The sequence below is a fragment of the Stenotrophomonas sp. TWI587 genome (assembly GCF_039674145.1).
In the GTDB taxonomy this organism is placed as follows: domain Bacteria; phylum Pseudomonadota; class Gammaproteobacteria; order Xanthomonadales; family Xanthomonadaceae; genus Stenotrophomonas; species Stenotrophomonas maltophilia_AY.
Genome location: NZ_JBDJMW010000007.1, coordinates 18,477 through 32,518, shown reverse-complemented (window position 1 = coordinate 32,518; position 14,042 = coordinate 18,477). Strand labels below are relative to the sequence as shown.

The 14,042-nt window shown below is 68.5% G+C and carries 15 protein-coding genes; all 15 read right to left on the bottom strand.

Annotated features, from left to right (window positions below; genetic code table 11):
- Positions 1–2 precede the first annotated feature (2 nt).
- The 15 genes from ABE464_RS12705 to ABE464_RS12635 are packed head-to-tail and all read right to left on the bottom strand — an operon-like array spanning position 3 to position 13,949.
- Positions 3–1,190 carry a beta-ketoacyl-[acyl-carrier-protein] synthase family protein gene (locus tag ABE464_RS12705; RefSeq protein WP_346472256.1) on the bottom strand — a complete coding sequence of 396 codons (1,188 nt, stop codon included), beginning with the start codon at positions 1,188–1,190 and terminating at the stop codon, positions 3–5.
- Complete coding sequence (locus ABE464_RS12700; RefSeq protein ID WP_346472255.1) at positions 1,187–1,738, bottom strand: DUF3261 domain-containing protein; 552 nt, start codon at positions 1,736–1,738, stop codon at positions 1,187–1,189. The genes ABE464_RS12705 and ABE464_RS12700 overlap by 4 nt, the downstream gene beginning before the upstream one ends.
- Entirely contained in the window at positions 1,726–2,967 is a 1,242-nt protein-coding gene (locus tag ABE464_RS12695) for an NAD(P)/FAD-dependent oxidoreductase (RefSeq protein ID WP_346472254.1), read from the bottom strand. Before ABE464_RS12695 ends, ABE464_RS12700 begins: the two co-directional genes overlap by 13 nt.
- A gap of 42 nt (positions 2,968–3,009) precedes the next feature.
- Positions 3,010–5,355, bottom strand: a complete 2,346-nt coding sequence (locus ABE464_RS12690) for an MMPL family transporter (protein ID WP_346472253.1) — start codon at positions 5,353–5,355, stop codon at positions 3,010–3,012.
- On the bottom strand, positions 5,348–5,968 hold the full coding sequence (locus ABE464_RS12685) for an outer membrane lipoprotein carrier protein LolA (protein ID WP_346472252.1): 621 nt from the start codon (positions 5,966–5,968) through the stop codon (positions 5,348–5,350). The genes ABE464_RS12690 and ABE464_RS12685 overlap by 8 nt, the downstream gene beginning before the upstream one ends.
- Positions 5,965–6,387 (bottom strand): thioesterase family protein, encoded by a 423-nt coding sequence (locus ABE464_RS12680; protein ID WP_346472251.1) that lies wholly within the window; start codon positions 6,385–6,387, stop codon positions 5,965–5,967. Before ABE464_RS12680 ends, ABE464_RS12685 begins: the two co-directional genes overlap by 4 nt.
- On the bottom strand, positions 6,374–7,930 hold the full coding sequence (locus ABE464_RS12675) for an aromatic amino acid ammonia-lyase (protein ID WP_346472250.1): 1,557 nt from the start codon (positions 7,928–7,930) through the stop codon (positions 6,374–6,376). Before ABE464_RS12675 ends, ABE464_RS12680 begins: the two co-directional genes overlap by 14 nt.
- Positions 7,920–8,867, bottom strand: a complete 948-nt coding sequence (locus ABE464_RS12670; RefSeq protein ID WP_346472249.1) for an acyltransferase — start codon at positions 8,865–8,867, stop codon at positions 7,920–7,922. Before ABE464_RS12670 ends, ABE464_RS12675 begins: the two co-directional genes overlap by 11 nt.
- A complete protein-coding gene (locus ABE464_RS12665; RefSeq protein ID WP_346472248.1) occupies positions 8,864–9,649 on the bottom strand; it encodes a glycosyltransferase family 2 protein in 786 nt (261 codons plus the stop codon). The genes ABE464_RS12670 and ABE464_RS12665 overlap by 4 nt, the downstream gene beginning before the upstream one ends.
- On the bottom strand, positions 9,642–11,327 hold the full coding sequence (locus tag ABE464_RS12660; RefSeq protein WP_346472247.1) for an AMP-binding protein: 1,686 nt from the start codon (positions 11,325–11,327) through the stop codon (positions 9,642–9,644). The genes ABE464_RS12665 and ABE464_RS12660 overlap by 8 nt, the downstream gene beginning before the upstream one ends.
- Positions 11,320–11,871 (bottom strand): hypothetical protein, encoded by a 552-nt coding sequence (locus ABE464_RS12655; RefSeq protein WP_346472246.1) that lies wholly within the window; start codon positions 11,869–11,871, stop codon positions 11,320–11,322. The genes ABE464_RS12660 and ABE464_RS12655 overlap by 8 nt, the downstream gene beginning before the upstream one ends.
- A gap of 22 nt (positions 11,872–11,893) precedes the next feature.
- Positions 11,894–12,151, bottom strand: a complete 258-nt coding sequence (locus ABE464_RS12650; RefSeq protein ID WP_019185496.1) for an acyl carrier protein — start codon at positions 12,149–12,151, stop codon at positions 11,894–11,896.
- A 20-nt stretch (positions 12,152–12,171) separates the two neighbouring features.
- Positions 12,172–12,432, bottom strand: coding sequence for a phosphopantetheine-binding protein (locus ABE464_RS12645; RefSeq protein WP_019185497.1), 261 nt, complete (start codon positions 12,430–12,432; stop codon positions 12,172–12,174).
- On the bottom strand, positions 12,419–13,222 hold the full coding sequence (locus ABE464_RS12640) for a lysophospholipid acyltransferase family protein (RefSeq protein WP_346472245.1): 804 nt from the start codon (positions 13,220–13,222) through the stop codon (positions 12,419–12,421). Before ABE464_RS12640 ends, ABE464_RS12645 begins: the two co-directional genes overlap by 14 nt.
- Positions 13,215–13,949: a beta-ketoacyl synthase chain length factor gene (locus ABE464_RS12635; protein ID WP_346472244.1), complete on the bottom strand. Its 735-nt coding sequence runs from the start codon at positions 13,947–13,949 to the stop codon at positions 13,215–13,217. The genes ABE464_RS12640 and ABE464_RS12635 overlap by 8 nt, the downstream gene beginning before the upstream one ends.
- Between the last annotated feature and the right edge of the window lie 93 nt (positions 13,950–14,042).

The following is a 14,042-nucleotide window of genomic DNA, read 5'->3' as shown; positions in this document are numbered from 1 at the left end:
GCTCATCCCTTGGCCAGTGCCAGCACGGCATTGCTGCCGCCGAAGGCGAACGAATGGCTGAGCACGTGCTGCAGCGGCTGCGCAGCGCGCGTCCCCGGGGCCACCAGCGCCAGCGCCGGCAAGGCGGTATCGGCCTGCCCGTCCCACCAGTGGGTGGGCAACTGCTGGTCCGGGTTGTCGGCCAGGGTCATCCAGCACAGCGCCGCTTCGATCGCACCGGAGGCACCGAGCGTGTGCCCGGTCAGGGGCTTGGTCGAACTGGACGGCACCTGCGTGCCGAGCACGGCGGCGACCGCCTGGCTTTCCATGGCATCGTTGTGGCCGGTGGCGGTGCCATGCAGATTCACGTAGTCGATCTGCGCCGCGGCCAGCCCAGCACGGTCCAGCGCCTGCTGCATGGCGTCGATCGCACCGCGTGCCTGTGGGTCCGGCGCGGACATGTGGTGCGCGTCGGAGGATTCGCCCCAGCCGGAGAGCCGCACCGGGCCCGGCTCACGGGTCATCAGGAACAGCGCCGCGCCCTCGCCGATGTTGATGCCGTTGCGGTTGACCGAGAACGGATTGCAGCGCGCCGCCGAGACCGACTCCAACGCGCTGAACCCGGCCACGGTGAAGCGGCACATCGAATCCGCCCCGCCGGCGACCACCGCATCGACCACGCCGGCCCGCAGCAGGCGCGCGGCGGACATCAACGCTTTGGCGCTGGACGAACACGCGGTGGAGATCGTCCATGCCGGGCCGGTGCTGCCGATCCGCTCGCGCACGAAGCGCGCGGCGGTACCCATTTCCTGCTGGGCGTAATGGAAATCCGCCGGCCACACGCCGTCGCGATGGTACGTGCGCAGCGCATTCTCCGATTCGCCGATGCCGGAGGTGCTGGTGCCGATGATTACCGCCACGCGCGCGGTACCAAAGCGGCTCACGGCGGCATCGACGGCCACGCGGATCTGGCCGAGCGCAGCTTCCAGCAGGCCGTTGTTGCGGCCACGCAGGGCCACCGGTAGATCGGACAGATCCGGCAGCGCCGCATGCACCTCGCCCAGCGCCAGCGTGCGCCCCGGCAGGATCGCGTCGTTGTCGCGCAACCCGCCGGGCTGCGCTGCGAACAGGCCTTCGCGCACCTCGGCGCGGTCGGCACCCAGCGCGCAGATCACGCCCAGCTCGTTGAGATAGACCGCGCTGCTGCTCACTCTTGGCCCTGCCCCATGTCCATCGATTCGATCACCAGTTCATAGCCCTCGGCCAGATTGCGCAGGCGCACGCGGCCATCGGGCAGCGTGTCGCGCACCAGCCAGGACTTGCCGTCCTGCGCCAGGCTGCGCACGCCATCGCTCTCCTGCAGGGCCCAGCCGGCCGGCAGCGCAGCGCGGATCGCCGCCGCCGGCCACAGCGCGAACTGCAGGTCGTCCAGCACGCGCTCACCGCGTACCTGCGGCGGCAGCCACGGCGCGCGGGTCTGTTCCAGGTGCTGCCCGTCCCAGACCATGCGCACGCCGGTCTGGCCCATCGCCTGCACGGCCAGCCGGACCTGTTCGGCATCCACCTCCAGCAACGCATCGAGCTCGCGTGCGTGGCTGCCGAAGCGGAACTGCAGGCGCTGCTGCAGCTGCACCGGCTGCGGCAACGCCGACGGCGCCAGTTGCAACGTGGGCAGCTGCACCTTTGGTGAGGGCATGCGGGTGCTGGCACAGGCGGCCAGCAGCAGGCTCAGCAACAGGGTCAGGATCAGGCGCTGCACAGTTCCTCCAGCACGCGCAGGCGCCGGCCCGTGGCATCGGCGACATACGGATTCTTCGTATCCCACGCGTACCCGGCGAGGATGGAGGAGATCATGCGGCGCACCTCCGGCTGCGGATCAGGGTGGTAGATGATCTTCTGGAAGCCACCGGCATACCAGGCCTCGACGAAGCGGCGGAAGGTCTTCACACCGGCGCGCAGCGGCACCGAGAACGCCTGCTCCCAGTCCACCGTTTCACCGGCGTGCTCGCGCGCCAGGCACTGGCTGGCCAGCTGCGCGGACTTGAAGGCGATGGTCACGCCCGAGGAGAACACCGGGTCCAGGAACTCGCCCGCGTTGCCCAGCAGCGCATAGCCCTCACCCCACAACGAGGACACGTTGGCCGAGTAACCGGTGATGGTGCGCACCGGCAGCACCGCCCATTCGGCATTCTTGAGCAGGCGGGTCAGGTTCGGATCTTCACCGACGATGGCCTGCAGCTTCTCCAGATCGGTACCGGGGTAGCGCTCGAAGAAGCTCGGCTCGGCCACCACGCCCAGCGAGCAGCAGCCGTTGGAGAACGGGATCGTCCAGTACCACACGTCCACATGTTCGGGATGGGTGGTGATCAGGATCTTGTTGCGGTCAAAGCCGGCGCCGGCCGGAATGTGGTCGCGCACGTGGCAGAAGATCGCACCGCGCACCGGGAAGTTCGACGGCGACTCCAGCTTCAGCAGGCGCGGCAGCAGCCGGGCGAAGCCGCTGGCGTCGAGAATGAAGCCGGCCTCGATGGTGTATTCGCTGCCATCCGGGCGGCGCACCTGCACCTGCGCCGGGCGGCCGGGCTGCACCGAGAGCACTTCATCACCAAAGCGCAGCGTGGCGCCCATGCGCTCGGCGCCGCGCGCGAGCACATCATCGAAGTCGGCGCGCTGCACCTGGTAGGTGGTGCCCCACCCCGGCGAGAACTTGTCGCGGAAGTCGAACTCGGTGGTGGCTTCGCCGCGCACGAACGCCGCGCCGTTCTTGTACTGGAACCCGGCCTGCACCACATCCTGCAGCAGCCCGGCCGCCTCGATGTACTCCATGCTCTGCGGCAGCAGGCTCTCGCCGATCGAAAAGCGCGGGAACTGCTGGCGCTCCAGGATCAGCACCTGGCGGCCCTGCTGGCGCAGCATCGCAGCGGCCACGGAACCGGCCGGGCCGGCACCGATGACCAGGATTTCAGTACGTTCCACGTGCGGGTTCATCGGTACATCCTTGATCAGATCAGGTGAGGAAAACGCGGTCGCTCAATGCGGTGCGTCGTGCGGCGGTGGGCGGAACAGCGGCGAAATCAGCCAGACCAGGCCGATGCCGAACAACAGGGTCAAGCCGAACGCGCGCAGTGCCGGCGTGGCCGACAGCCCAAGCAGCCCGAACGACAGCCAGGTACTGGCGGCGCCCACGCAGACCGCTAGCCAGGCACTGGCGTCGCCGCGATGTTCGATCAGGAAGATGCCGTAATCGATGCCCATGCCCAGCAGCAGCATGAGCGCGAGCACGTTGAACAGCTGCAGCGGCTGCCCGAACAGGCCCAGCAAGGCCAACGTCAGCGCACCGGCGACCAGGGTCGGGGCGAGCACACGCCATGCCTGCCCGCGATAGCGCCAGTACAGCACCGCGAACACCAGCGCGATGCCGATCAGCAGCAGGCCGCTCATCAACTTGCGGTAGTGCTTGAGCAGCTGCGAGAAATCGGCGGTACGGTCGACCCAGCGCACGCCATCGATGCCCTTGGCCTGCGCTTCGAGCAGGGTCAGTGCATCGGCGCGGGAGAGATCGTCGACCATCACCACCGAGGCCACGCCCTGCCCGACCGTACCCAGCCACAGGTGGCGGAACGGCATCGCCGCGGGCGAGGCGAGGAAGGCATCGGCCTGGAGATCCTGCGCGGCATAGGCCGGGCGCAGCAGCGGCTCACCCACGGCTTCGCCGACCTGGGCCAGTACCTGCGGCTCGACCTTGGCCGTCAGCGCGGCATCGGCCTGCTGGCGCTTCTGCGATGGCAGCCAATCGCTGATCGCGCGGTAGCCGCCGATCTGCTTGTCTGCTTCCAGCACGCGCAGGCGATCGATCAGCGCTTCTTCGCGCTCCAGCACCTGCTCGGCGGTATCACCCTGCACCAGATAGAACTGCGCCGGGCTCGGCATGCCCAGCATCTGGCTGATGCGGATCTGCTGGGCGATCAGCTCCGGTGGCGACGACTGCAGGCTGCGCAGGTCATCGTTGGTCTGCAGGCGGGCAATGCCGATCGCCGAGAGAACGGTGACCACGCCGAGAAACACCGCGGCCTTGCGACCGTGCAGGCGCGGCCAGCGCTCCAGCGTGGCGCCGAGCCAGCGCGCAAAGCCGGTGCGACGGATTTCGCCGCCATCCAGCCACGGGAACCAGAAGATCACGGTAAGGAATGCGGCGGCCAGGCCCACCACCGAGAACAGTGCCATCTGGCGCAGGCCCGGGAACGGCGCCAGGCCCAGCGCGAGATACGCCAGCGCGCTGGTCAGCAGCGCCAGCCACAGGCCGGGCAGCAGATGCCGCAGCAGTTTCCAGCGGCGGTCGGCCGGCTCGGCCTGGCGCGAGGCGAACCAGTGGATGCCGTAGTCCTCGGCAACGCCGACCAGCGACGCACCAAACACCAGGGTCAGCACGTGCACCTTGCCGAACACCAGCACCGTCACCGCCAGCGCGACACCACAGCCGATCAGCAACGAGGCGGCCACCAGCAGGATCGGGCGCAGCGAACGGAACGCCAGCCACACCAGCAGCAGCACAGCGGCCAGCGAGCCCCAGCCGATCGTGTTGATCTCCCAGTTGGCCTGCACCGCAGCCGCCTCGGCATGCAGCGGCACACCGGCGCGCAGCACCTCAAGACCAGGCGCCTGCCTGGCGGCGGCTTCGGCAGCGGTGTCCAGCAGCAGATCGATATGGCGCTCACCATCGAGCTGGAACGCCGAACCGACCGTGTCGTACTGCACGATCGACCAATGCTTGCCATCGGCCTCCAGCAGGCCGTCGTCGCCCATCTGCAGGCCCGAGCCCAGCGCGCGTTCCTGCCACCACTGCGGCCACAGCGAGAGCGGATCCTGCCGCCACTCGGTCAGGCGCGGTGCGCCCATCGGACCGTACAGCGCCGCCAGTGCCGACTCGGCCAGGCCTTGGGTGGGCTCGTTCTGCAGCCGCTCGCGCTGTGCGCTGGTCAGCAGGCGGTCGCGGTAGGGGGCGTAGAACGCACGCGCCTGATCGAACCAGCCTTCGATCGAGCCGCTCTCCTGGAGCAGCGCCTTGCCGTCGGCGCTGTCGCGCAGGGTGGCGCGGAAGGCCGCCTCGGCCGCCTTGGTCTGCGCCGCATCGGTACTGCCCAGCAGCACCACGATCTGGCGCGCATTGGCATCGGCGATGCGCCGGGTCACATCGGACAACAGGCGGTCATGCGCGTCCTGCGGCAGCAGCGCAAGGATGTCGGTGTCGATCCGTGATTCGCTTTTCCACAGCTGCCACTGCTGTACGCCGAGGCCGACCAGCACCAGCAGCCAGGCGATGGCGAGCCAGCGCCAGATGCGCTGCAGGCGACCGTTGGAGGTCAGCACGTCATTCAAACCTGCGACCCTCGTCGGTGCTCAGCGTGGCCGGGGTATCGCTCATGCCGGTGAAGTGGATGCGGGTGACATCCTGGTTGGCCTCGTTGATCTGCACCTCGCGCACGTAGCGGTCGCCACTCAGGGTGAGCTGCGCGAACACCTTGCCGAGCATCGCCGAGCGCGGGGTCAGCTGCATCTTCCAGGCATTGCCGGGCAGCACCTCCACCTTGACCGTGAACTGCGCCGACAGCGCCTGCGCATCGCCGCTCATCAGCGCGAACATGATCGCGTTGACCGAGCGCATCGCCGGCTGCTGGCGGCCATCCAGCTCCACCCGGCTGCTGCCATCGCTTTGCCGGCTGAGGATGCGATCACGGGTGACCACCACCTCGGACGGGAACGGCTTGAGCGTGGTCCAGATCACGCCGTGGTCCTGGGCCAGCACGAAGCGGCCCTGCGAGCGCAGCGGATTCTTGAAGCCGGCGACCTGTTTCTCCTGGGTGAACTCGCCACGCAGCACATCGACCTTGGCCACGCGCTGCTTGACCGCGTCCACATCGGTGGCGGCAAACGCCGGGGCGACCACGGCCAGCATCACCAGCACGCACAGCGTGCGCAGGAAACGGTTCATTGCGGGTGTACTCCCAGACGCTCCCACAGCACCGGCGGGCACAGGTAGAGCATTTCATTGGTGGCCGCGTCGACCGCGACCTGGATGGTGTGGGCGCGGGTCAGCGTGGCACCGCTGCCTGCATCCAGGATTTCATAGGCGATCTTCAGGCGGTTTTCCCACTCGGTGATCGTGGCGCGCACGCGCAGCGCCTGGCCGTACAACAACGGCCGGATGTACTTCACCCGCGCATCCACCACCGGCCACAGGTAGCCGGAATCGCGCATCTGCGGATAGTCGTAATCGTGGCGCTGCAGCAGTGCGCAGCGCGCGATTTCGAAGTACTTGAAGTAATTTCCGTGCCAGACCACTTCCATGGCGTCGCAGTCATGGAAGGCCGGTGAAAGCGTCACCTCGACGCTCAGATCAGGCGTGGACATACAACTCCCAGCGCTGTGCGCGGATATCGTCCAGCAGGGCGCGCAGTTCACCATCCAGCGCGCGGTCTTCCTCGATCAGGGCAATGCGCTCGGACAGGTCCTGGTACATCGCGGCCAGATCGCCGTGCAGGGTCGCCTTCATGCCGACGCGCTCGCGCAGGGCCACACCCTGACGGGCCGTGATCAGCAGCGCGGCGACGACCTGTTCGGTCAGCTCGATCACGCGCAGGCAATCGCGCGCGGCGATGGTGCCCATGCTGACCTTGTCCTGGTTGTGGCACTCGGTGGAACGGGAGAACACCGAGGCCGGCATGGTCTGCTTGAGCGCTTCGGCGGTCCATGCCGAGACACTGATCTGCAGCGCCTTCAAGCCATGGTTGATCGCCGCACGCTCACCGGTGGCCGCCGACAGATTGGCTGGCAGGCCGTGGTTGAAGCGCGCATCCACCACCAGCGCCATCTGCCGATCAAGCAGATCGGCCAGGTTGGCGATGGTGTTCTTCAGCGCATCCATCGCAAAGGCGATATGGCCGCCGTAGAAGTGGCCGCCGTGCAGGATGCGCTCGCCCTCGACATCGATCAGGGGGTTGTCGTTGGCGCTGTTGAGTTCGGTTTCGATCAGCTGCCGGAAGAACGGCAACGCGTCCTGCACCACCCCGATCACGTGCGGCGCGCAGCGCAGCGAATACCGGTCCTGCAGGCGCTGTTCGTTGCGCGGCGGGCGGTCGCTGTGCAGGTCCTGGCGCAGGCGCGCGGCGATCTGCGTCTGCCCCGGGTGCGGCTTGGCAGCAAACAGCATCTCATCGAAGTGGTGCGCGTTGCCGTCGCTGGCCAGCACGTTGAACGCGGTCAGGCGCGTGGCCAGCTTGGTCAGGTAATCGGCACGGTCATAGGCCAGGCAGGCCAGCGCGGTCATCACGGCGGTGCCGTTCATGATCGCCAGACCTTCCTTGGGGCGCAGCCGCAGGGGGGTCATGCCGATTTCGGCCAGCACCTCGGCCGCCGGGCGGCGCGCGCCCTGGTACATCACCTCGCGCTCGCCACACAGCACCGCCGCCACGTAGGACAGCGGCGTCAGATCGCCACTGGCGCCGACCGACCCTTCGGCCGGGATCAGCGGCAGCACGTCGTGGCGCAGCAGCGTGGCCAGGCCCTGCAGCAGCGGGTGGCTGACACCGGACATGCCGCGTACCAGCGAGGCCAGGCGTGCGGCGATCACCGCGCGGGTCTCCTGCGGGTCCAGGAAACGGCCCAGTCCACAGCCGTGGTAGGTGAACAGGTGGTGCGGCAGCTCGGCCACCAGCGCCGGCGGAATGTTCACCGTGCACGAATCGCCGTAGCCGGTGGTCACCCCGTAGATCACCCCGTCCTCGCGCAGCAGGCGATCGAGAAAGTCCGCGCCGCGCTGGATGCGCGCAGTAAACGCGGCGTCGTCGGTGACGACGGCCTGGGCCTGGCGCTGCGACAGCGCGACCACGTCTTCGATGGTCAGCGGCGCATCGCCGAAGCGGATGGAGGGTGCCTGATCGGCCTTACTTGCCATGAGATGCCTGATCCCAGAAGGGGAAGAAATTGAACCAGTCCAAGGGTGCCTGGATGACCTGAACTTCCAGCCACCGGGCGAAATGTTCAGCCTGCGCGGTCAGCGCGGCGTCACGCGAGCCACGCGGCAATACGATGCGGTCGGTGAACTGTTCAAAGCGCACCTGGTAGCCACGGCCGTGATGCAGGCAGGCCATGGTGTAGACCGGGCAGGCCAATGCCGCGGCCAACACATAGGCTCCGATCGGGAACTGCGCGGTGTGGCCCAGGAACGACGCCGGCACAGTGCGCCCGCCACGCAGCGGCACGCGGTCGCCGACGATGGCCACGAAGCCGCCCGCCTCGACCCGGCGCTGCAGCTCGACCGCGGTGGCCGGCCCCATGTCCGTCACCTGCAGCAGCTCCACCGAAGCGAGCGGATCGAGCCGCTGCATCAGGCGGTTGAAGCGCTGCGCGTGCGCGGTATGCACCAGCACGGTGATGTGGAAGCCAGGCACCTGCTCGGCCAGCACCTGGCACAACTCCAGGCAGCCGATATGCGCGGTAAGGATCAGGCCACCTTCGCGGCGCGCGATCTTGTCCAGCACCAGGTCGCGCTGCAGGTAGATGCGATCGGGCGGATAGCGACCGCCCAGGCCCAGCAGCTTGTCGAGCATGGTGTCGGCAAACAGCGCGAAGTGCTTCAGGCTCTGCCAGCGCCCCGGCGGCGCGGGGAACACGCCGGTGTGCGCCTGCAGACGCTGCAGGTACTGCAGCGAGGATTCGCGCGCGACCCGGTTGGTCAGCCAATGGCACAGCACCACCGGATACACGCACAGACGGAACGGCCAACGGCCGAACCAGCGGTGGACCCAGCACAGGAACAGGACGCCCGCGGCCGACGTCGACTCGCCGATGTCGGCCCAGTGCGGGGCGCTTTCAGGTGCAGGCGTGGTCATGGGCGAGGACCTGCGATGCGCTGCCACAGCAGCCGCGGTGCACGCCACAGCATCCCGAAGAACAGGCGCGCGTGCATGCGGCTGATGCGCACGTTGTCGCGCCACACATCGAAGTGCGAGACGCCATCGCTGGGATAGGTGACGGCGGTCGGCACATTGACCACGCGCCCCCCTCGCCAGAACAGGCGCACCAGGATCTCGCTGTCGAAATCCATGCGCCGCCCGATGGTTTCCTCGCCGATCAGCCGCGTCACCGGCGCCAGCGGATACAGCCGGAAGCCGCACATCGAGTCGCGGATCTGCAGCGACAGCGTATTGATCCAGACCCAGATATGCGTGGCATAGCGGCCGTACAGTCGCGCCTTGGGCACGCTTGCATCGTAGGCGGGCGTGCCGCAGATCACCGCGTCCGGCTGCGCCTGCGACAATGCGACGAAGCGCGGGATGTCACCGGTGTTGTGCTGGCCGTCGGCATCGATCTGCAGCACGTGGCTGTAATCCAGACGCGCGGCCTCGGCGAAACCGGCCAACATCGCGCCGCCCTTGCCCTGGTTGACCGGCAGCCGCAGCAGCGTCACCTGCGGCGCATGCGCGCGCACCAGGGCATCGAGCACCTGCGCGCAGTCCAGGTGCGAGCCATCGTCGACCAGCAGGCAGGGCAGGCCACTGGCGAGGACGCCCTGCACCACCGCGCCGATCGCATGGGCGTGGTCGTACACCGGGATCACCACCAAGGGGGCAAAGGCCGGCCTGCTCACGCCACTACCGGTGTCATCATGCATCGCCGAACACCACCCGGCCGCTGGCATGCACGCCATGGTCGGAGACGTAACGGAAGCTCATCGCCGATTTGGCCGCGTCCCAACCCAGGCTCAGCTGCAGGCAGTCGCCCGGGCGCGCGACATGCTGGAATTTCACCGCGTCCATCCGTACGAACCGCGGCGGCATCGTGAATACGCTGCGCCCGTAATGGATCGCCCAGTCCAGCTGGACCACGCCCGGCAGGATCTTCGCCTGCGGGAAGTGGCCATCGAACGCGACCAGGTCCGGGTCCAGCACGAACTGCAGCGACGCGGTGGTGTCATCGCGCTGCTGCCACTCGGCGGTGGGCATCAATGGACGGAACAGCGCGGCCAAGGCCGCGGCGGTGACCTTGCCCTGCGCGTTGAAGGGCAGCTCGTCGATGAAGCGCCAGCGGCGCGGCCGGGTCACGGCGTCATGGCTGCGGGCCAGGTGTGCGCTGAGCTGCTGCGCCTGGCGGCGGCGCTCGGCGTCATCCCACTGCGCGGCGCCGGTCGCCTGCGGCACCACCACGGCGGCCAGCTGCTCGCGCGCGCCCGGCAACACCAACACGCGCACCTCCTGCACTGCCGGGTGCGCGCGCAGCTGCTGCTCCAGGGCATCCAGCGAGACGCGGCGCTCTTCGATCTTGACGATGCGGTCGGCGCGGCCGAGCAGGCGGAAGCTGTGGCCGTCGTCGGCCACGGCACGGTCCTGGGTCAGCCACCAGCCCTCGCTTGCCAGGTGCGGCGAGCGGACCGCCAGGCAGCCCTCCTCGATCCGCCAGGCCACGCCGGGCAGCGGATGCCACTGCGGCTGGGCTGCACTCCATCGCCGCCACGCAACGCCGCCGGTCTCGCTGCTGCCGAACACTTCGGTCGGGGCCACGCCCATCAAGGCGCGCACCTGCAGCGCGGCCTCGGTCGGCAACGGGCCGCCCGAGGAGAACACCGCGCGCAGCTGCCCGCCCAGCGAGGACCAGTCCAGCTGCTCGGGCAGGCGTTTGAGATGGGCCGGGGTGGCCACCAGCACCGAGGGCTGGCCGCCCAGCGCGCTCACCAGGTCTTCGTGGAAGAACCGGCGCGGCTGGATCGCGCGCCCGGCCACCAGCGGCCACAGCACCCGGAACAGCAGCCCGTAGATGTGCTGGTGCGAGACCGTGCCCTGCACCTGCGCGCCGTCGAGCTGCTCACCGAAGGCGGCCTGCAGCGCATCCACCTCGCGGGTCAGCTGGCGCATGCGTTTGACGATGGCGCTCGGCGCGCCGGTGCTGCCGGAGGTGAACACCACCAGCTCCAGGGCGGCCTCATCCAACGGCTGCAGGACGTGATCCGGATCGGCCTCCGCATCGGGCTGCAACGGCGCATACCGGGCCGGCACGTCGCCGGCAAACCCGGCCACATGCGGGCTCAGCCCTTCCAGCGTGGCCGGCAGGTTGTCGCCGCCCAGGAACACACGCTTGCCGGCATGCCAGGCACCCAGCAGGGCGGCGGCGAAGCTCAGCGTGTCATCGAAATACAGCGCCCAGTCCGTGCCGGGCGCCCGCGCGAACGCCTGCTGCCAGCCCAGTACCTGCGTGCGGAACTGCGGGTGTTCCACCACGGTGTCGCCGGCGATGCCCACGATGCGGCCCGGGCGCGGCGCCAGCGCCAGCCGGTCCAGTGCGATCCACTCAGCCATGGGCATGCGCCGCCTTGACCCGTCGCCGGACCAGCCATTCCCCGCCAAACAGAGCACCCATCATCACGTACGCCAACAATCCGTTGTAGAACGCCCAGACCTGGTTGGACGCCCACAGCGCCGTGGCCAGGGCCAGACTTCCGTTGAGAACAAAGAAACCGCACCAGATCCACGTGACGCGGCGGGTATAGATCACTGCGAACGGCGGCAGGTCCGGCTCGCTCAGCCGCGCCAGGCGCTCCACGGCACTGGGCCCGAAGCGCAGGCTGGTGGCGAAGATGACCAGCATCACCGCGTTCACCAGCGCCGGGTACAGCTTCAGCGGCAGGGCCTGGTTGAAGGCCGTGGCCACCAGAGCAAGCACGCCGGTGCCGAGTGCGGCCACCCACCACACCGGCTGGCGGGTGGTCAGCGCGCGCAGCGCGGCCAGGGTGAACAGCAGCAGCGACAACCAGCGCGGCTCGAACCGGCCCAGCGACAGGTAGACCACCAGCGGGTATGCCAGCGACAGCAACGCAAACGCCGCGACGCGTACCCGGACCATGGTCAGTCTTCAGCGATGGCCGTCAGGCGGCCGCTTGACCGGGCAACAGCCCGTGCACCACATCCACGATGTCCTGCACGGTCCGCACCTGCTTGAACGCTTCCGGCTGCAGATTGCGGCCGAGCAGCGGCTTGAGCTGCACGATCAGATCGACCGCGTCGATGCTGTCGATGTCCAGGTCGTCGTACAGCCGCGCGGCGGGCGTGATGCGGCTCGGCTCGATCTCAAAGCTGTCCTTGAGGATCTTGACGATGCGCTCGAAAAGTTCGTTCTTGGTCATGGGTAGATCCTGACGCGCCGTTAGGACGGCTGGCGTGCGGCGACAAACTCGCTCAGGGCACGCACGCTGGAGAAATGGCGACGGGTCTCTTCCGAATCGGCTGACAGGCTGACACCGTACTTTTTCTGCAGGGCCAATCCAAGTTCCAGCGCGTCGATCGAATCCAGGCCCAGCCCTTCCACGAACAGAGGCGCAGCGGAATCGATGTCTTCGGGAGTGATGTCTTCCAGTGAAAGCGATGAAATGATCAATTCCTTGATCTCGTGCTCAAGTGCCTGCACGGGTCGGGTCTCCAGCGAAGTCGAAGTAATGGGCAAGATGATCGGTCACACGCCTGGCCGCCAAGGCATCCCCCCTGGGCGCATCGCCGGTCTCGTTCAGAAACGGGGCAATCGGGAGATCCTCCCCGACTTCCAGCTGAACGTGAAATCGCCGTGATGGCACACGATACCATTTCTGGCCCTTGGTCAGGGTCAGCGGCGTGCAGGTGATCCGCACCGGGGTGATGTCCAGCCGGCCCCTCACCGCGATGTTGGCCGCCCCGCGCTGCAGCCGCAGCGGCTGGCCCGGCACGGTACGCGTGCCCTCCGGGAAGATGACCAGGTTGCCGCCGGCCTGGACCGCGGCGATGCAGTCATCCACCAGCCCCGCCCCGTCGTCGTTGGAGACGTAGCCGGCGGCGCGGACCGGGCCGCGCATGAACGGGTTGCGCGCCACGGCCTGCTTGACGACGCAATCGGCATTGGGCAGCTGGGCGATCAGCAGCACCACGTCGATCAGGGTCGGGTGGTTGGCCAGGATCAGCAGGCCGTTGCGCTGCAGGCGTTCGCCCCCGCGGATCTCATAGGTCATCAGCCCCAGCCGGTGCATCAGGCCGACGTGGGTGGCGAAACCGGCCTGCACCAGCCGCCGGGCCATCACGCGCCGGCGTACCGGATCGCGGATCAGCAGCAGCGACAGGAACAGCAGCCCGCCCAGCACCAGCCCGCCGACCCCGAAGGCGGCAAAGCTCAGCCCCGTGCCAAGCACCCGCCAGGCATGGTTGATGCGGGCCGGCCAGCGCTCAGCCATGGCGCTGCCAGGTCCAGCGTTGGCCATCGGCATCCAGCCCCAGCGAGGGCGCGCCGGCCAGCAGGAAGCGCAGGGCTTCCAGGCCATGCGGCAGCCCCTGGGAGGGGCGGTCCTTGTCACTTGGGCCCCAGCCCAGCGACAGCCTCGTGCCCGGCCGATCCGCCGGCCCCAATCGCCAGCACCAGGCGAAGAACGGGTCGGGCTCGTCGGCGAAGCCGGCATAGATCGGCGGCAGGGGGGATTCGTAGACGACCAGCCGCACCTCCGGCGCACCATCTGCCAGCAGCCCGAAGGCCTCGACACAGGCGGTTTCGACCGTGGCCCGGCCGGCCGCGAGGGCCAGATAGTTGCCTCGATGCCCGCGAGCGATCGAATAGAGCGCCGCGATCGCGTTGTGCACCGACAGGCCGAAGCCGGTCGGCGACATCGGCTCGTCCGCGCTCAGGGTGTTGAGCAGCTCCATCGAGCGCGCCACGTCGCCATGGCGCGAGGCGAACACCAAGGGCACCTGACCACCGTCATCGGGTTGCTCGCACCAGCAGGCGGTCTGGATCGCCATGCGACCCAGCCGCTCGATGCGGCGACGCTGCATGGCCGGCACTTCGGACAGGGCCGGGGTGTCGTCGCCGGTCGGCAGCCACGGGGCGTTCGCCCACGCCTGCCACTGCTCCCGGGTGGTGATGCCCGGCGCCCAGGCCGACCAATCCAATACTGAAAACTCGATCATTCACGCCAACATGATGGATGGGTACCAGGATGGGCACGCGCCATGAAGGCAACGCGGGGCGGCTCCCCCATGCCAGCCGGCCCGCGCCTGTCC